Annotated in this window: 16 protein-coding genes and 1 pseudogene; 6 read left to right on the top strand and 11 right to left on the bottom strand. The window is 70.4% G+C overall.

From position 1 onward, the window contains the following. Positions 1–678: pseudogene (locus tag ADL03_RS06230) on the bottom strand (hypothetical protein); the annotation flags it as partial. Between the two features lie 2 nt (positions 679–680). Further along, complete coding sequence (locus ADL03_RS46585; RefSeq protein WP_157528103.1) at positions 681–857, bottom strand: hypothetical protein; 177 nt, start codon at positions 855–857, stop codon at positions 681–683. Positions 858–1,036: 179 nt separating this feature from the next. On the opposite strand from ADL03_RS46585, the gene ADL03_RS48170 reads away from it, so the two are divergent. Continuing rightward, positions 1,037–1,549 carry a helix-turn-helix transcriptional regulator gene (locus tag ADL03_RS48170; RefSeq protein WP_053732393.1) on the top strand — a complete coding sequence of 171 codons (513 nt, stop codon included), beginning with the start codon at positions 1,037–1,039 and terminating at the stop codon, positions 1,547–1,549. A 115-nt stretch (positions 1,550–1,664) separates the two neighbouring features. On the opposite strand, the gene ADL03_RS06220 is transcribed toward ADL03_RS48170, so the two are convergent. Next, the gene (locus tag ADL03_RS06220; RefSeq protein ID WP_157528100.1) at positions 1,665–3,059 is read right to left on the bottom strand and encodes a hypothetical protein; all 1,395 of its coding nucleotides are present in this window, start codon (positions 3,057–3,059) and stop codon (positions 1,665–1,667) included. A gap of 207 nt (positions 3,060–3,266) precedes the next feature. Further along, the gene (locus tag ADL03_RS06215) at positions 3,267–3,650 is read right to left on the bottom strand and encodes a hypothetical protein (protein ID WP_157528097.1); all 384 of its coding nucleotides are present in this window, start codon (positions 3,648–3,650) and stop codon (positions 3,267–3,269) included. Positions 3,651–3,922: 272 nt separating this feature from the next. Here ADL03_RS06215 and pdxY point away from each other — a divergent pair, with 272 nt between their 5' ends. Continuing rightward, positions 3,923–4,774 (top strand): pyridoxal kinase PdxY, encoded by an 852-nt coding sequence (gene pdxY / locus ADL03_RS06210; RefSeq protein ID WP_053732390.1) that lies wholly within the window; start codon positions 3,923–3,925, stop codon positions 4,772–4,774. 108 nt (positions 4,775–4,882) lie between these two features. On the opposite strand, the gene ADL03_RS45085 is transcribed toward pdxY, so the two are convergent. Together ADL03_RS45085 and ADL03_RS48165 are read right to left on the bottom strand one after the other, a co-directional pair. Further along, positions 4,883–5,221, bottom strand: a complete 339-nt coding sequence (locus ADL03_RS45085; RefSeq protein WP_197288133.1) for an RICIN domain-containing protein — start codon at positions 5,219–5,221, stop codon at positions 4,883–4,885. A 23-nt stretch (positions 5,222–5,244) separates the two neighbouring features. Continuing rightward, entirely contained in the window at positions 5,245–6,582 is a 1,338-nt protein-coding gene (locus tag ADL03_RS48165) for an RICIN domain-containing protein (protein ID WP_063798490.1), read from the bottom strand. A 678-nt stretch (positions 6,583–7,260) separates the two neighbouring features. Between ADL03_RS48165 and ADL03_RS06195 the strand changes: the two genes are divergently transcribed. Together ADL03_RS06195 and ADL03_RS06190 are read left to right on the top strand one after the other, a co-directional pair. Beyond that, positions 7,261–8,013 (top strand): RICIN domain-containing protein, encoded by a 753-nt coding sequence (locus ADL03_RS06195; protein ID WP_053732388.1) that lies wholly within the window; start codon positions 7,261–7,263, stop codon positions 8,011–8,013. 212 nt (positions 8,014–8,225) lie between these two features. After that, positions 8,226–10,349, top strand: coding sequence for an autotransporter-associated beta strand repeat-containing protein (locus ADL03_RS06190; RefSeq protein ID WP_197288132.1), 2,124 nt, complete (start codon positions 8,226–8,228; stop codon positions 10,347–10,349). Positions 10,350–10,448: 99 nt separating this feature from the next. Here ADL03_RS06190 and ADL03_RS06185 read toward each other — a convergent pair whose 3' ends face one another. Further along, positions 10,449–10,847, bottom strand: coding sequence for an STAS domain-containing protein (locus tag ADL03_RS06185; protein WP_157528094.1), 399 nt, complete (start codon positions 10,845–10,847; stop codon positions 10,449–10,451). 298 nt (positions 10,848–11,145) lie between these two features. Continuing rightward, positions 11,146–11,781 carry a hypothetical protein gene (locus ADL03_RS06180; RefSeq protein WP_063798489.1) on the bottom strand — a complete coding sequence of 212 codons (636 nt, stop codon included), beginning with the start codon at positions 11,779–11,781 and terminating at the stop codon, positions 11,146–11,148. Positions 11,782–12,099: 318 nt separating this feature from the next. On the opposite strand from ADL03_RS06180, the gene ADL03_RS06175 reads away from it, so the two are divergent. Together ADL03_RS06175 and ADL03_RS06170 are read left to right on the top strand one after the other, a co-directional pair. Next, positions 12,100–13,014: a transcriptional regulator gene (locus tag ADL03_RS06175; RefSeq protein ID WP_157528089.1), complete on the top strand. Its 915-nt coding sequence runs from the start codon at positions 12,100–12,102 to the stop codon at positions 13,012–13,014. Positions 13,015–13,172: 158 nt separating this feature from the next. Then, positions 13,173–14,324 carry a histidine decarboxylase gene (locus tag ADL03_RS06170; RefSeq protein ID WP_197288130.1) on the top strand — a complete coding sequence of 384 codons (1,152 nt, stop codon included), beginning with the start codon at positions 13,173–13,175 and terminating at the stop codon, positions 14,322–14,324. Positions 14,325–14,334: 10 nt separating this feature from the next. Here the strand turns inward: ADL03_RS06170 and ADL03_RS06165 are convergent, their stop codons facing one another. From ADL03_RS06165 to hutH, 3 genes are read right to left on the bottom strand one after another with little or no spacing between them, the layout of a single operon-like run. Next, entirely contained in the window at positions 14,335–14,820 is a 486-nt protein-coding gene (locus ADL03_RS06165; protein ID WP_197288129.1) for a phenolic acid decarboxylase, read from the bottom strand. Then, positions 14,817–16,013 carry a YbdK family carboxylate-amine ligase gene (locus ADL03_RS06160; protein WP_053732383.1) on the bottom strand — a complete coding sequence of 399 codons (1,197 nt, stop codon included), beginning with the start codon at positions 16,011–16,013 and terminating at the stop codon, positions 14,817–14,819. The genes ADL03_RS06165 and ADL03_RS06160 overlap by 4 nt, the downstream gene beginning before the upstream one ends. Further along, positions 16,010–17,617, bottom strand: coding sequence for a histidine ammonia-lyase (hutH, locus tag ADL03_RS06155; RefSeq protein WP_053732382.1), 1,608 nt, complete (start codon positions 17,615–17,617; stop codon positions 16,010–16,012). Before hutH ends, ADL03_RS06160 begins: the two co-directional genes overlap by 4 nt. Positions 17,618–17,648: the final 31 nt, after the last annotated feature.

The following is a 17,648-nucleotide window of genomic DNA, read 5'->3' as shown; positions in this document are numbered from 1 at the left end:
CACACCGATGCGGTCACCGTCGATCTCGAACTTCGCCACACCATGCGCCTGCGTCGTCCAGCTCGACCACAGGTCACCCTCCTTCACCGACAACGTGCCGCCAGAGAGCACACCGATCCGACCGATCTGCTGAGCGGCCTGCGTCCACCACGACGTCTGCTTGTTGGCGCCGGCCCAGCTGAAGCTGATGTGGATGTGGTCCTGGTGCGGGCTGGCCCCGTTGTACGGCGTCCACCCCGCGTCCGGCCGGTACGCCTCCCAGATCTTGTTGTTCCAGATCAGGTACATGACGCCGAGGCGGCGGGCCATCGCGTGCTTGTTGCCGTGCTGGTCGGTCGCGAGCAGCCAGCCGAGGAAGTCCTCGGCCTTGGCCCTGTCCGCGGCGTCGAAGTAGTTGAAGTGGTAGTCGAGCGCCCGGCCCTCGTGGTGCTCGCTGGTCGCGCCGTCGCAGTTGCGGACGATGCCCGAGGTGTGGTTGCCGTAGGTGGCGTTGAGCAGGTCCCGCACCCCGAGCGGGCCCGGTTTGGCCGACGACTCGCACGTCGTCTGACCGTCGTAGGCCGAGTAGGGATCGATCCCCGCGGCGAAGTTCGGCGTCGTCGGGGCGGCCTGTGCCGCGACGGTGCCGAGGGCGATGACCGCGACCAGCGCGGCCAGCACGGTCTTGATTCCACGCATGACTATTCTCCCAGGATTTCCGTTGCGATTGCCTCTGCCTGTTCCCTGTTGTGCGCGGCAATGAGCGCCACGACGTGGGAACCGCATTCATCGACGCGAATCCTCAGGTTCTCGAGCTTCGTCCCCCTGAGCGCGTCCAGGTCTACTTCTGCTTTCAGGTTTCTTTCGACCAGGAACATCGTGGGGTGAACATTGCCGTGCGCATCGGTTCGGCGACAAGGGTTTGCGGCCGTCCGGAAATGCCGTGGCCGGATCAGGACATGCGCATCCAGGTTCCGTCCAGGTTCTGCGGGGATGCCGTCCAGGCCGCCTCAATAGCATTGTCGGCATGCGTACCGGAGATGTGCAGGAATTGGTCATGCGAGCACAGACCGAGATCGATCTGTGCATGTCGGGCGGGATGGGCGACGACCTCGTCGACCTCCGCTTCCTCCCGCGGGGAACGCCCGTGCGCGTCCTCTACCCCGACGACGTCGACCGCGCCTCGGTTCCCGCTTTCCTGCGCGGCGACGACCAGGTCCGCGTCTGCGCGAGGCTGCCGACGGGCCTCGTGCTCTGCGACGGCACCGCGGTGGTCCCCGGGCCGGCGACCGTCACGGCGCCCGAGGCGGTCGCCCTGCTGAAAGCCTGGTTCGACCACCTCTGGGCCGGTGCGATGTCCGCCGACGTGCGCGCGGTGGGAGGGCTGACCGACCAGGAGAGAACCGTCCTGCGGCTGCTCGCCGGCGGGGTGACCGACGACGCGGCCGCGGCCAGGCTCGGCACGTCGGCGCGTTCGGTGCGACGGGTGATGTCGGGCGTGATGGGAAGGCTCGGGGCGCGCAGCAGGTTTCAGGCGGGGCAGCTGGCGGCCCGGCGCGGCTGGTTGTAGTCCCCCGCCTCAATGAGGCCGACGAACAGCGGTTCCGGGCAACGCCGCCGCGGGCGTGACCGGGGACACGAGCACGAACGCACCGCACTCCGGGTGCCCGATGGGTCAGGTGTGCTCAGCGGGCCAGGTAGTCGCAGGGCACGTCCGCGGTCCAGCCCGCTGGGTCGTACACCAGTCGGCCGAACACCTGCCCGGCGGCGCACTGCGCGCGGGTGTCCGCGATGGCCTGCTCCCAGGTGACGCCCGTGAGCACCCCGGCGCCGGTGCGGGTGTGCTGCACGACGCCGACGACCAGGACGAGCGCGATCACCACCCGCCAACCCCGCCGCACCGCGCGCCCCCACGGCCGCCGCGGCACCAGGTCCAGCCCCAAGGCGACCGCGCTGAACATGAACAGGCACGGAATCACGCTGTAGCGCTGGGCGACCAGCACCACGCCCGGCTGGCTCACCGCCAGCACGTTGATCCAGTTCGTGGCCAGCGACGCGGTGATCACCACCGCGCCGAGGCCCAGGCTCACGAGCACCACCAGCCGGACCGCGAGCGTGCCCCACCGCAGCGCGGCCAGGATCGGCAGGCCCGCCAGCAGCAACGCCACCAGCAGCGGCAGGTGGCCGTGCGCCGGGTAGTAGTGCTGCACCTGCTCGGACCCCGTGAACCCGGCCAGCGGCACCCTCAGCAGTGCCGCCAGCACCACCTGCATCGGCTCGTAGTGGTCGTCCGAGTAGGCCAGCCGCTCGGTCCGCGACATGGCCACGGCCTGCAGCGCCGAGGCGGCGAGGAAGGCCGCGGCCACCGACCTGGCCCCGGGCAGCAGCAGCCGCACGAGCGCGATCGGCACCAGCAGGAACACCATCGGGCTCGTCAGCGCGGCCAGCACCACGAGGACGGCCACCGGCACGCGCGGCGCGGACCGCCACAGCAGTGCCCAGAACACGCCGTAGAGCATGAACCAGTGCAGGTTGGTGAGGTTGTCCAGCGGCTCCGACAGGCCCACCGGCAGCACGACCACCAGCGCGGCGTGCGCGAACCGCACCGGCGACGAGCGCAGGTACGCGCGGGAGGCGGCATGGACCAGCAGCGCGATCAGCGCCCGCACCGCGGCCGAGACCACGGCGAACACCGGCGCGACCAGCTCCGGCGGCAGCAGCGTGACCACCGGTTCGGCGATCAGCCGGGGCAACGTGTGCAGGTAACCGCCGTAAGGATTGGTGATGGCGGTCAGGAAGTCGTAGTGGACGCCGTCGAACAGGAAGACCCCGCCGTCTTCCGCCCACAGGTGCGTCCAGTGGCTCCGCCCGGCGGGGATGAGCAGCTGGAAGGCCGTTGCGACCGAGAAGGCCACGACGTAGCCCACCGCCAGCCGACGTCGCGGCCACGGGCTCGGCGGCGCTTCCGGCAACACCCTCCCGGCCCACCCGCGCCACCGGGTCGACACCGGCTCCCGCGCGACCGCCGGGTCCTCGCCCACCAACGTCGAGCGCTCGTGCAAGACCGAGTTCTCGTTCACCACCGGCTCCCGCTCGCGACACCGACCCGGAACGCCGGGTCACCTCTCCGGCTCCCGCCCGTGGGACACCCGACGGGTCGAACCGGTCGCGTAGCGTAGCGTTACCGAAATATTCCAAGTGGTTACGGTGTGGTTCCACGTGCGCGGGGAATCCGGTGCGGTTGCGGAACCGGCAACCTGGTCGCTAGACCACCGTGCCGTTCCTCGTCACTCCGGCCTCGCTGATCCGTGGTCGTAGGCGGCAGCCAGGTTGATGACGGTCTCGGCCGCCAGCGTCACCGCCAGCTCGTCCGGGTCGCCGTCGAGCAGGCCCGGTTCGCCGTACCTGCTCAGATCGCGGTCGCCGATGACCTCCTTGATCTTGCGCAAGATCATCCGATCGGTGGTCGTCCGCCGCACGGCGAAGATCGGTGCGCTCCACGCCGCGAACCTGGCGTGCCCCGCACTCCGGAACTCACCGAGCTGCACACCGTCGGCCACGACGTGGTGGTCGACGGCCTTCCACATGATCGGTATCGCTTCCTCTGCCGCACGTTCGGTCAGCACGATCCCCGTGTAGATCTCACCGATCAACGCGTGAATGTCATGCACAGTCAACGATTCTCACCATCGCTAGAGGACGACCCGCGGCACGCAACCCGCGCTTGCGCTGCTGCGCTCCTTGTCTTGGGAGGCTACTGACCCGCTCGTCAGGCAGCCCACGAAAGGCTCCCACACCACCTTGCCAGGCCTGCGCGCAACACCAGGCCCGCGGTGTCCTGACTGACCCGCAGCGGTCGCACGAGACCAAGATCTCGCGTGCGACACCGCCTCGGCCGGGCTGAGGTGCGGCGATGGTCAGGTGTCCGTTCTAGGCTGGACGGATGAAGGTTCTGTCCATCCAGTCGGTCGTCGCCCACGGCCACGTCGGCAACTCCGCCGCCGTGTTCCCGCTGCAGCGCCTCGGGGTCGAGGTCGTCCCGATCCCCACGGTGAACTTCTCCAACCACACCGGCTACGGCGCGTGGCGCGGCCCGCTCCTGCCGCCCTCGGACGTGGCCGAGATCCTGCTCGGGGTGGAGGAACGCGGGGTGTTCGGGCAGGTCGACGCCGTGCTGTCCGGCTACCAGGGCGGCACGGGCATCGCCGACGTGATCATCGACGCGGTGCGCAGGGTGAAGGCCGCGAACCCGGCGGCGCTCTACGCGTGCGACCCGGTGATGGGCAACGCCAAGTCCGGGTGCTTCGTCGCGCCCGAGATCCCCGTGCTGCTGCGCGACCGGGTCGTGCCGGTGGCCGACATCATCACCCCGAACCAGTTCGAGCTGGGCTTCCTCACCGGCACCGAGCCGGCGAGCGTCGAGGAGACGCTGGCCTCGGCCGACCTCGCCCGCGCGATGGGCCCGTCGACCGTGCTGGTCACGAGCGTCGAGCGGCCCGACCGGGAGGAGGGCACGATCGAGATGCTCGTCGTGGACCCCGCCGGGGCGTGGCTCGTGAGCACCCCGCACCTGCCGTTCAAGGCGAACGGGTCCGGCGACGTCACGGCCGCGCTGTTCACCGCCCACTACGTCCAGACCGGGGACGCGGCGCTGGCGCTGGAGCGCACCGCGTCGAGCGTCTTCGACCTGATCGACCTGACCTACCGCTCCGGTGAGCGCGAGCTGCGGCTGGTGCAGGCCCAGGAGTTCTACGCGACGCCGCGGATGCAGTTCAAGGCCGAGCAGGTGCGCTGAGCCCAGGTCACGCCCGGCCGCCACCCCGCGCAGATCAGTGCCGAGCCACGACACCGACCGCACCAGGGTGGCGGGCTGGACGTCGAGCACCCGTGGTGCCCACCCCGGTCAGGACGGGATCAACCGCCACTGCTGGTGCGCGCCACCGTCGTGGTCCCACTGCTCCAGCACCACGCCGTCCGCCGTGGACGCGCCCGGCACGGCCATGCCGGGCGAGTAGCCGAACGTGCTGGTGATGCCGTAGTAGTCGGTGCCGACCCGGATGCAGTCCCAGTCGCTGAGGTCGGCGGGGACGACCGGGTTGACGTAGGTGCCGTCGCCCTGGTCGCCCCACGTCCCCGCCGGGGGCACGGCCGTCGCGGCGAGCGGTGGCAGCAGGCCGGGCAGCACGAGCGTTCCGGTGCCGATCGCGGCGAGCCGGCCGAGCTGTCTTCCGGTGAGGTCCACGGGTCCGCGCTTCGTCCGGATCGTCAGGCGGCGGCCCGGGTCCAGCGCTGGTTCGCGCCGCCGCTGCAGGTCCACTGGATGAGCCGGGTTCCGGCAGCGGTGTTCGACGACGGGACGTCGAGGCACTTGCCGCTCACGCGGTTGACCAGCGAGACCGTGGTCGTGTCGACGGTGCGCACGGTCCACTGCTGGTTCTGCGCGCCGGTGCACTGCCACTGCAGCACGTTGGCCCCGTTGGCGGTGGAGCTGCCGCTCACGTCCAGGCACGAGCCGGTGGCGCGGTTGAGGACCTCGACGTAGCCGCCGGGCTTCGCGCGGAGCTGCCAGTGCTGCGACTCCGAGCTCGACGCGGCCGCCTGGCGGACGTCCGTGCCCGAGGCGTCGAGGCGCAGACCGCTGTGCTGCGCGGTGAACGTGGCGAACGGGCCGACACCGCCGACGGTCTGCTTCACCGTGGTGATCGTGCCGTCGGCGTTGTGGACGACCCGGTCCATCGCGACCGACCGCTTGAGGCTGCCACCGCCCTCGCGGGCGTTGCGGTGGTAGGCGACGTACCACTGGCCCTGGTACTGGAAGAGCGAGTGGTGGTTGGTGCTGATGTTCGTGTAGTCCAGCAGGACGCCGCGGTAGGTGAACGGGCCCAGCGGTGACGTGCCGGTGGCGTAGTGGATCTGGCCGGGCCAGCCGGTCGAGTACGAGAAGTAGTAGGTGCTGCCGATCTTGTGCAGGTGCGGTGCCTCGCCGTACTTCGTCGCGCCGGTGAGGCCGACGTCGGCGATCGCCCCGCTCGTGGAGACCATGTCCGCGCCCAGCTTGACCACCTTCGGCGTGCGCGTGCCGAAGTACAGGTAGGACGAGCCGTCGTCGTCGGTGAAGATCATCGGGTCGATGGGCTCCTCGCCGGTGTTGGCGTCCCGCGCGCGGTCCACGAGTGCGCTGCCGCGCGCGTCGGTGAACGGTCCGACCGGCGACGACGCGACCGCGACGCCGATCTTGGTGCGGTCGACCGGGAGGTAGAGGTAGAAGCGGCCGCCGCGTTCGGCCGCGCCGGGCGCCCAGGCGTACTGGCGGGCCCAGGAGAAGCCGGAGATCGAGAAGACGTCGCCGTGGTCGGTCCAGTCGACCAGGTTCGCCGACGAGTAGGACCGCCAGGACTTCGAGTCCCAGTAGGTGCCGCTGTTGGTCTCGTCGTCGGTGAGGTAGAGGTGCACCCGCCCGTTGAACACGTGCGCGGACGGGTCCGCGACGAACCGGTCGGGGATGATCGGGTTCACCGCCCCGGCCGACGGCACGCCGCCGACCATCGCGCCCACGAGCGCGCCGACGGCCGTGAGACCGCGCAGGACGCGACGACGACTCACCGTCCTGCGGGTCCGCCGTGCCGCCACATTTATCCGACCAAAGCGTGCGGTGTCGATGGTGATCCCTCCCGATCTGCGCAGTGCGCTTGAGGTCCTTTGTGGATCAGAAGTCGAAGTGCCCGACGGAGCGCCCTCGTGCGGGACGTACATGCGGCTGCCGCATCGCGCAGCAGCGGGGTCTGTCGACCCGAGCCGCGGGGAGTTAACGCTAACATCGCCATAACGGGCACGCCAAGACCTTGTTTCGAAACAGCGTCGAATGGCCTGTTGCTGCCCATTACCCGACTACGCACATGGCAACCCTCTGCGCCGACAGCGTGAATCGTAATGTTTCTGTTAGCGCTAACAGCTACCTCGGGCCCGGCCTTAGCCGTACCGCGACGATCGGCCGACCTGCGAGAACACTATGCTCCACAGTGGACAGCAGCCGTCAGCGGACGAACGCTTCACCCCCGCCGCTGCTACGGGCGACATCTGAACCGTTGACGACGTACGTCATACCTCCTATCTTTCCTCGGCAGCAGCCACCCGTTGCCCGATCAACGAGGATCGACGTGCTCGCCCTCTCCCCCGCCGTCGCGGCGCAACCGGCCGCGGCCGCTGTCCAGGCGACGTACTACGGTCTCACCGTCTGGCAACGACTCCAACGCCGGGACGATCACCGCGCCGTTCCGCACGGTGCAGCGCGCACGCGACGTCGTGCGCACGGTCAACTCCGGCATGACCGGCGACATCCGCGTGTACCTGCGCGGCGGCACCTACCCGGTCGCGAGCACGATCGCGTTCACCCCGGCCGACTCCGGCACGAACGGCCACCGGGTGGTCTATTCGGCGCAGCCCGGTGAGACGCCCGTGCTGGACGCCGGTGTGCGGGTGACCGGGTGGTCACAGCACAGCGGGAACATCTGGAAGGCCCCGCTCAGCCGCTCGACCAAGCTGCGCGCGCTGTACGTGAACGACAAGCGCGCGGCCATGGCCGCGAAGACGGTCACCTCGCTCGGCTGCTCCGGCACCTACACCGTCACCGCCGGGCAAGCGCCGTGGGCGTGGGAGTCCGGCTCGGAGTGCGACGGCGCCCGCTACACGCTCTCCGACCGGCCCTACGGCGGTGCCACCAACCAGAACTGGAAGATCGCCGCAGTCGGCGGGGGCGCGATCGAGATCGCGAACCAGCGCAGCGGCAAGCTGCTCGCCGTCCTCGACTCCTCGACCCAGGACGGCGCGGCCGTGGTGCAGTGGGCCGATGGCGACCGCGCGGAGCAGCGCTGGCAGCTGGTCGACGCGGGCGGTGGCTATACCGTGCTGCGCAACGTGCACAGCGGCAAGGTCCTCGCCGTGTCCGGTTCGTCCACGGCAGCGGGCGGGCGGCTCGTCCAGACCGCGGACACCGGCGCGACCAGCCAGCGGTGGCAGATCATCCGGGTCGGCTGACCCGTCCGTTCGAGCCAGGAGCCATGTCCATGCCCTGCCCGCCGCATGCGCAAGCGCGCTCGCATCCTGGTGGTCGCGTTCCTCGGCGCCGGAGTCGTCACCGGGCCTGATCTGGCCTGAAAGGACGGTCGGCATCCGCTTGACACCGCGGCAGCAGGGAAGAACACTGTCCGCGCACCGAATGTGAACGCTAACATCATGGAGCCGAACGCGTGCGCGCACAGCAAGCCGGTCGTGTCGTCCCCACGGCCGCGACGGTGGTGCTGCTCGCCGCCCTCTGCTCGCCTGGCGCGCTCGCCCAGCCCGGTTCCCGCGACATCACCGCGGACGTCCGCGCGAACAAGAACGGTGCGCTGACCGGGGACGCCGTCGTTCGACTCGCGGGCGGGGTCACCACCTACACGGGCGCGCTCACCGGCGAGGGCACCTTCACCGTCGGCGGCACGGGAACCCTGGGGATGGCGAAGAACAGCGACTTCGCCCTGCCCGCGAACCGCCGGCGGCAGAAGGTCGTGACGACGGGCGGCAACCACCCGGTCAGCCGGATCGAGAACCCCGACCCGCCCGCCGTCGTCGTGCAGCGCGGCGCGACCCTGCAGTACGGCACCGGATCCGGCGGTGACGGCGTCCTCAGCCACATCACCAAGGCGCCCGAGCTGGCGCTGAACACGCTGAACCACCAGGTCGACGGCACCCTGGACCTGGCGCTGCGCGAGCGGGTCAACCTGGGCGTCCTGAGCGGATCCGGGCTCGTCAAGCAGCGCAGGGGCACCTGGCCCGGCATCGACCTGCCGGGCACGCACCCGTTCTCGGGCACGCTCTACGTCGGCACCGGCGCGGACTACGGCAGCCTGCACTACCTGACCTCGATGCCGAACGTGCGCAAGGTGGTGAACCAGGGTTCGTTCATCCACAACGCACCGGACGGCGAGGTCGTCTCCAACGCCGCCGATCTCTACTCGCAGTTCTACGGCAACGACATCAACTTCCACACCTGGGGCTCCGGCGTGGTGCGGATGTCCGGCGTGTACAGCTGGTCCGACAACGGTTCCGACACCGACCCGGCGCTCAGCGACCCGTCCCGCAACTTCGCCACCGTGCCGCACCGCGACAACAAGCGCGGGATCAACATCGAGGGCGCCACGGTGACGTGGGGCGACGGCACGCACAACCGGTTCTTCCTGCCGGGCAACGAGAACACCGCGTACATCAACATGCACGCCGAGCGCAACGGCACCCGCAGCGTGCTGACGTTCGACTACAACGGCCCGGTCACCCTCGACGCGCCCATCTCCGGCGGCCGGTTCCACGACACGATGGCCGAGGTCGGCAGGGGCGACGTCGTGGTCGCGGCCCGGCGCGGCAACGCGGTGACGTTCACCGCGCCGCAGAACTACGACGGCGACACGACGATCGGCGAGGGCGCGTCGCTGCGGCTGGGCGACGGCACACCGCAGGGCGACAGCTCGTTGCTGCGCACCGGCAAGATCGTCGACAACGGCGAACTGGTGCTGCAGAACGCCGCCAAGGGCGTCGAGCTCGGCCGGATCAGCGGCAGGGGCGCGGTGACGCAGGCCGGCCCGGCCACCACCACCCTGACCGGCGACCTCACCTACACCGGCAGGACCACGGTGAAGGCGGGCACGCTCGCGGTCACCGGCGGCACCCTCGCCGCGAGCAGCGCGGTCGACCTGCCGGCCGCCGGAACCGTGCTGGACCTCACCAAGGCGGGCGACCAGGCCGTCAACAACCTCTCCGGCGCCCAGGGCAGCACGGTGACGGCCGGCAGCGTCCTGACCGTCCACACCACGACGGCGACGACGTTCGCGGGCACCACGACCGCCGCCACGGCGACCGGTCCGGAAACGCTGACGTTGACCGGCACGGTGGAGGGCGCGCTCACCAACACGGGAACGGTGTCCGCGGACGGCCTGACGGTGCGCGGCGCCTACACCCAGCAGCCCGGCGCCCGCCTGAGCACGACCCGGATGACGGTCACCGGCGCGGTGACGCTCGCGGGCACCTTCACACCGGACCCCGCGCGTGGCCCCGGTGTGCTCATCGACAACCAGGGCACCGAGCAGGTCAGCGGCACGTTCGACGGCCTGCCCGAGGGCGCCGCGGTCGGCGGCCTCCGCCTGACCTACCGCGGCGGCGACGGCAACGACGTCGCGCTGGCGGACGCCGTCGCCTCCACCGGGTCTGACGCCACGACGCCGGAGGCCGCTCGCTCTTCGTCGTCGGGGCTGCTGTGGTGGTTCTCGGCGGCGGGTGTGCTCGTGCTGCTGATCGTGCTCGTGCTCCTGGCGCGTCGGAGGTCGAGGAAGCGGGCCTGAGGGGCCTGGCTCCTCGAACCTGGACTGTCCGTCGTGGACAGCTACGACCAGCCGTGCCGGTGGGTGTTCCGCGTCACCGCCGCGGCGAGGCCGCGCCTGTCACGAGGACTGGTCGGGTTGCTCAGCCGGTTCGCCCGGCTTCCGCACCGACTTCACCGCTTCGTCCACCGACTCGGCCAACGGCAGCACCTGCGCCAGCGCACTGGCCATCAGCGGGCGCACGGCCGCGGGTTGCGCCGCGACGATCGCGAACCCCACTCCCGAGCTCTGCGCGTGCCCGGACAGCTTCAGCAACATCGACAACGCCGACGACCCCATGAAGTCCACGGCCAACTCGACCACGAGGCCACCCGGACCGGCGTCGAGCAGGTCGAACAGGGCCTTCCCGACCGAATCCACAGTGACCATGTCGAGTTCGCCGCTGATCACCGCGACGAGCACACCGTCGTGGTCACTCGTCTTCATGTCGGCCGCGGACGCCGTCTCGTCTGATGTCACTGAGCACCTCGCCTGGAGTTTCACGTAATCACTCCCGCCGATCTTACGAAGCGATCTTCCATTCCACGAGTCGGGCACACGAACCCGATGCCCCAGCCCACACGGTTGGACAGAGTCCAGGGCCCGCGCGTCGCTCGTCTTCGCGGCTGTGGGCGTCGCCGACACGGTGCTGTCGCTGGGCTGCGGAGTGAGCGTCGACACGCTGTGCCGGTACCACGAGAACTGCGAATCGGTGTCGCTCGGGCGCCGGATGCGTCAGGTCAACCCGCTGCCATCCGGCCTCGCCACGCCGCGGTGGTCACCGCGTGCGGGCTACCCCGTCCCGCCCGGCGAGTTGCGGGAGTGGCACGACCGTGCAGCGTCGAAGCTCGCGGATCAGCGCGGTCGCGACCACCCGACGGATGTCCGGCTCGTCGTACGCGAGGTTCACGCCCTCCGCCGCGACGAGACTGGACGTGCCCTTCTCGTAGAGCGTGCCGCGCACACCCGCGATCTCGCACTCCCGGACTCTGACGGCCACGGCTCCACGACGCAGGGCCGGGCACAACCGCAGGGAGACCGCGACGCACGGCACGCAGACAGGTGGCTCGGTGCAGGCCATTCCACCGGGCCATCCCGGCCAGTCGTCCCGGTAGTCGCGCAGCAGCCACACCACGCCGTCGTCGTTGCGGTCAGCGGGCCCGGCGCAGACCTGGCACAACAGCAGTCGCATCGCCCGGCGCTGCCGCAACGGGTGAACCCTGCCGAACTCCGGCCGCCCGACACCGCGGCGAACAGCAGCTCGCTGCCACAACACCCCGTGCTTGTCACGGTCACCCACACCCTCGTCGGCGTAGCCGACGCCGAGACCCAGACGTTCGACGACGCGGGAGGGAACCTCCTGCTCTGCGCTCCACGCCGTGATGTACGGCGCGATCACACGTTGAGCCTCCATGCTGTCCGATGCGAGCTGTGCCGCTGGTAGTTGAGCCACGGCCGAAGCCTCCGAGTTCGTTGTCCACCACTTGTCCCACCACTGAAGCGAGACGCGAAGTCGATCAACAGAGCGTCATTGAGGCAGCAGTGATGCATCGCTGAGGGATCGCTAGGCTTGAACTCGGCGAACAGCACCATGGCCAACACGCTTCTCCTGCCCGGAGGTCGCCCGATGGCAGTACGCAGAACCGAGCTGGCACGGGTTCGCAAGGCTGGTCACTCACCGTCGCACACCTCCGTCTCGCCGGAAGACGACGAACTTCAAGCGCTCGAACTGATGCGCCGAGTCGATGCCAGTGACGTGGGCGAGGAAACGCTCGCCAGGCTGGAAGCCGTTGTGGACGAGCTCGCGATCTCCTACCCCACGACACCGCCGCGAGTGCTGCTCGGGCGTGTCCGCAAGCACCTCGGCTACGTCGACCGGCTGTTCGACGGCCGCAAGACCATGGCCGAACACCAACGGTTGCTGGTCGTCGGCGGCTGGCTGTCGCTGCTCGGCGCCACCGCGCACATCGACCTCAACGACGCGGCTGCCGCACGGGCGCGCCTCAAGGCCGCGGCGAGCCTCGCCAAGCACGCCGGCCACGACGAGATCCGCGCCTGGTGCTGCGAAACCGAGGCGTGGCGCGTCCTGACGGATGGGGACTACCCGCGCGCACTCGAACTGGCACGAGCAGGAAAAGCGCTCGCTCCCGCTGGCAGTTCGGCGGCCGTCCAGTCCACGGCTCAGATGGGCCGGGCGTACGCCCGTCTGGGTCAGCGAGCCAAAACCCGTGCGGCGCTCAGCGAGGTGCATCGACTCGTGTCGGCGATGAAGCGGCCAGACCAGCCGGAGCACCACTACCGCTACGACCCGGACAAAGCGGTGGCCTACACCGCGACAACCCTCGCGTGGGTCGGCGACGTGGCAGCCGAGGACTACGCGCGGGAGATCATCAAGCGGCTCGCACCGGCCGATGACGTCAGCAACTGGCCGCGTCGAGTGGCATCAGCGAACATCGACCTGTCTCTCGCGCTCCTGGTCGCGAACCGCATGGACGAAGCCGCCGGTCACACCATGCGGGCGATCGCCTCCGGCCAGGTGGTGCCGTCGAACCACTGGCGAGCGGCCGAGGTCGTCGCCGCGGTGGAAGCCGGCGGCCTGCCTGAGGCGACGGATCTCCGTGAGGCCTATGAACAGATGCGTCGGTGACCCACTTCAGCTCGCTCGACTTCACCTGTCTCGCGCTGACGGTGACCGTCATTTCCCCGGCATGATGGAACACGGCCCATTTCGAAACCGACATCGTTTCCGCCGCAGGGCGAGCACGGGCGGTGGATGCGGTGCCCCTGCCCGAATAGGTGGTCTTCGTGTTCTCACCGGAAGAACTGCGGATCCCGGTGCACGGTGACGTCCGCCGAGACGCGGACGTCGAACTGTTGCAGCGCTTCGCGGCCTCGGTTCAGGAACGTTCCCGGCGCATGGCCGGTTTTCCGGTCAACCTGGAATTCGACTACGGCCCGTTGGCCCCATTCCTGTCGATGCACCTCAACAACGCGGGCAGTCCGGAGCAGGAGAGCGAGTACGGGCTGGACACCAAGCCGTTCGAACAGGCGGTCACGGCGTTCTTCGTCGAGCTCTCCGGCGGATCGCCGGACACGGTGTTCGGCCACCTGGCGCACGGCGGGACGGAGGCGAACCTGTTCGCGGTCTACGTGGCGCGTGAGCGGTACCCGGACGGCGTGCTGTTCGCCTCACGCGAGGCGCACTACTCCGTACCGAAGATCGCGAAGCTCCTGCGCATGCCCCACGTGGCGGTGGACGTCGACGAGCACGGCGTGATGGATCTCGACGCACTCGGGCGCGAGATCGGCGGCAGGGGTGAGCCGGCGATCGTGGTCGCCACCGTCGGCACCACCGGCCGCGGCGCTGTCGACGACATCCCCGGCATCCGGCGGGCCGCCTCCGACGCGGGGGTGGACGAGGTGTTCGTCCACTCCGACGCCGCGTTCGGCGGGCCGCTCGCCGAGTTCGGGCAACCACGTCGCCCCTGGTCGTTCCCCGACGGCGCGGACAGCGTGTCGATCAGCGGGCACAAGATCATCGGGTCACCGCTGCCCAGCAGCGTGATCCTGGTGCGCGAGGTGGACGCGGACGCGATCCGCAGGCCGGGGGTGGCGGTGGGCAGCGACGACGACACGATCGGCGGGTCACGGGACGCGCTGTCGCCGTTGCTGCTGTGGTACGCGCTGCGCGAGCTGGGGCGTGACGGGCTCGCCGGGCGGGTGCGGCGCTGCCTGGAGGTCACCGGGCACGCGGTCCGGCGCCTGGCGGAGGCGGGGCTCAACCCGACCCGGTTCCCCGGTGGCAACGTCGTGCTGTTCGACCGTCCCGGGGACGAGGTCATGAGCGCCTGGCACCTGCTCGACGTGGACGGGCGCGCGCATCTGTCCGTCATGCCGCACGTCACCACCGATCTGGTCGACCAGTTGTGCGCGGAGGTGACCGGTCGGCGCACGTGACGTGGCCGGTTCACCGTGTGCGGTCGGCGTACCCGTCCGGCAGTTCGTCGGGTGCGCGGTCGATCACGGTCTCGTCGTCGGTGTCCCGCTGGTCGATGAAGGTGATCCGCGCGGACTCGTCGACCACCTCGACCGGGTAGGTGGGTCCGAGGTCGCGGAGGGCGGTCATCCGGTCGAGGTGGTCGTTCTGGAAGCACGCGGTCTTGGCGGGGTCGTCCCACACCCAGCGGGGGAAGAAGATCGCGCCGTGGAGCCGGCGGTGCTCCAGGTCGACGACCAGGGCGACCGACGTGCCGGTGGGTTCGGTCCACGACAGGGTGTGGGCTCCGGAGTCGAGGCGGGCGGTGTGGACGGCCTGGTCCTTGACCCACCGCCCACCGACGGGCCCGCTGTGGATGCGGTAGTCGATGGTGGTGGCGTTCTTGACGTACAACTCGTAGCGCCACCCGCTGTCGTACAGGTAGATCAGGTGCTTTCCGAGCAGGGCGTCGTTCACGTCGCTCGCCTCCCCAGTGGTGTCGCCGGTCCGGCCGATGGCGGTGTCCCGCTTCCCGTGTCCGCGACGAGCAGGGCGAGCGCGCCCGGCACACCGTGCCGGGCGGCGGCCAGACGCTGCCGCATGGCGCCGTTGCCGCTGGTGAGCAGCGCCTGGAGCAGCGTGCGGACCTCGTCGAGGTCACCGGTGGTGGTCAGGGCGTCCTCGATGTGCCGGTACAGGCGGGACACCATTGCGCGCGCCGATGTGCGCGTGCCGTTCCACGGGTCCACGGCCGGGCCGTCGAGGCCGTGCCGGGCCGCGACCCACAACGCGTCGCCCAGCACGGTGTCACCACGACGGCGGGCTTCGCGGCCCACGTCCAGCTCGTCCAGCGCGGTGCGCACGAGACCGCGGACCAGAGCGGCGTGGAGCACCGCCTCGTCGGTCGTGGGCGTGGTGTCGGCGATGCGGACCTCGACGGTGGGCAGGTGATCGGACAACCGGGCCAGGCGCAGGCCGCCGTGGTCGGGGGGCAGCAGCCCGCACTCCCGCAGGCGGGCCAGGTCGGCGTCGTACTCGGCGAGCGAGCCGAACCACGGTGGGATGGCGGCGGCCGGCAGGCGGGTCAGCACCATCATCCGCCAGCTGTGGAACCCGCTGTCCCGGCCGCGCCGGAAGGGTGAGTTGGCGGTGAGCGCCAGCAGGGTCGGCAACCACGGTGCCAGGTGGTTGAGCACGGCGACGCCGAGCTCCCGGTCGCCGAGCCCGACGTGGACGTGGCAGCCGCAGATCTCCTGGTCGGCCATGGCCCCGGCGTAGGTGTCGCTCATCCACCCGTAGTGGCCGTCGCGCCTGGGTGGCGCGGTCTCCGCGCCGAACAGCGGGTGTCCCGCGGGGAGCAGCTCCAGGCCTCGGGACCGGGCCGCACGCCGCAGCGCGGCGCGGTTGCCGTCGAGCTGGTCCCGCACCTGCGCGAGATCGGAGCAGACGCCGGTGCACGCCTCGACCTCGGTGTCCCACAGCTCGCGCACCGCGCGGCTCTCACCGATCAGATCCGCGGACGGCACGCCGGCCAGCACCGCCGCGGCGTCGCCGACGGGCAGGTGGGAGGTGCGGCTCACCAGGAGGAACTCCTCCTCCACCCCCATCGTCACGCCGGTGCCCTCGGGCAGAGTGGTCGATGCACCGAGGGCGGTGTCGCCGACGCTCACCGTTCACCGGTCCGCAGGACGGCTCCGGTGCGCAGCAGTCGCGCCACGGCGCTGACGTCGTCCGCCATCCCGCGGTCGTCCTCCACCGGCGGCACCTGTTCGCGGACGACGTCGTGCACGGCCTTCGTGGCGGGGGCTGCCTGGTCCGCGCCGCGGAGGTCCAACGCCTGGCAGGAGGCCAGCAGGTGGACCGCGGCGATGTTCTCGACCAGCTCGACCACGGCGAGGGCGTCGCGGGCGGCGATGGTGCCCATGCTGACCTTGTCCTGGTTGTGGCACTCGGTGGAGCGGGAGAACGCGGTGGCGGGCATGGTGGTCTTGAGCGCTTCCGCCGCCAGGGCGGAGCAGGTGATCTGGGCGGCTTTGAAGCCGTGGCGCAGTCCGGCGTGCGGGTCGTCGTCGTCCGTGCGGGGGATGAGGTTCGGGGTGAGGTCGCGGTTGTACTTCTCGTCCACCAGCAGCGCGACCTGCCGGTCCAGCAGGTCGCCGATGGACGCCGTCACCACCTTGAGCGAGTCCATCGCCTGACCGACGTGACCGGCGTAGAAGTTGCCGCCGCTGTACGCCTTGCCCGTGTCCGTGTCGAACAACGGGTTGTCGTCCACCGAGTTGATCTCCACCTCCAGCCAGCGGGCGACCCAGTCGAGGGTGTCGCGCAACACCCCGATCACCTGCGGAGCGCACCGCAGGCTGTACGGCTCCTGGATCGGCTGGTCCAGCTCCTCGTAGTCGCCGTCGACCTGCTCGTCATCGCCCAGGGACGCGGGGTGGTCCTCGACCAGCCCTGACCGGTCCAGCAGCGACAGCAGGGCCGCAGCGCTGGCCCGCTGCCCGGGGTGCGGCTTGTGCTCGTGGATCACGGGGTCGTAGTGGCTGCGGTCGGCGTCGAGGGCCTCGCAAGCCATCGCCGTGCACACTTCGGCGGCGTGGGCCAGGCGGGTGGCGCGCTGCAGCGCGACGACCGCGAAGCCGGAGGAGAACGACGTGCCGTTGATCAGCGCCAGCACCTCCTTGGGCTCCGGTTCCCACGGCGTCAACCCGCACTCCCGCAGCGCTTCGGACGCCGCTCGGCGTTCACCGCCGACCACCACCTCGCCTCGCCCCAGCAGGGCGTTCGCGATGTAGCACAACGGCGTCAGGTCACCGCTCGCGCCGACCGAACCGCGCTGGGGCACGACGGGGACCAGGTCGTTCTCCAAGCAGGACAGCAGCAGCTCGACCAGGCCGCGGCGCACCCCGGAGGCGCCCTTGGCCAAGCAGTTCGCCCGGATCAGCATCGTCGCCCGCACCACCTCCGGCGGCGCCGGCGGACCGACTCCCGCCAGGTGGTACTCGGCCAGGCCCAGCTGGAGCTCCACCGCCTTGTCCGAGGACACCACCCGCCGGGCGCTGTCGCCGAAGCCGGTGGTCACCCCGTACAGCGGTTGTCCGGCCTCGACCAGTTCGCTGCGCAGCGCCGCACTGCCGTCCACCCGCTCCACCGCCCGGTCGGACAGCCGTATTCCACCGCGGAACTCACGAGAGGCGACGCCTGCCACCGTCAACGGGTCCAGGGAATCCTCGCCCAGGAGCAATGACCGGTTCTCGGTCGTCGTGTCGCCCACCTTCGTCCTCCACGGTCTTCACCCGAATTCA

Source organism: Nocardia sp. NRRL S-836, from assembly GCF_001279525.1.
Lineage (GTDB): Bacteria > Actinomycetota > Actinomycetes > Mycobacteriales > Pseudonocardiaceae > Lentzea.
This window is presented reverse-complemented; position numbering and strand designations above follow the sequence as displayed.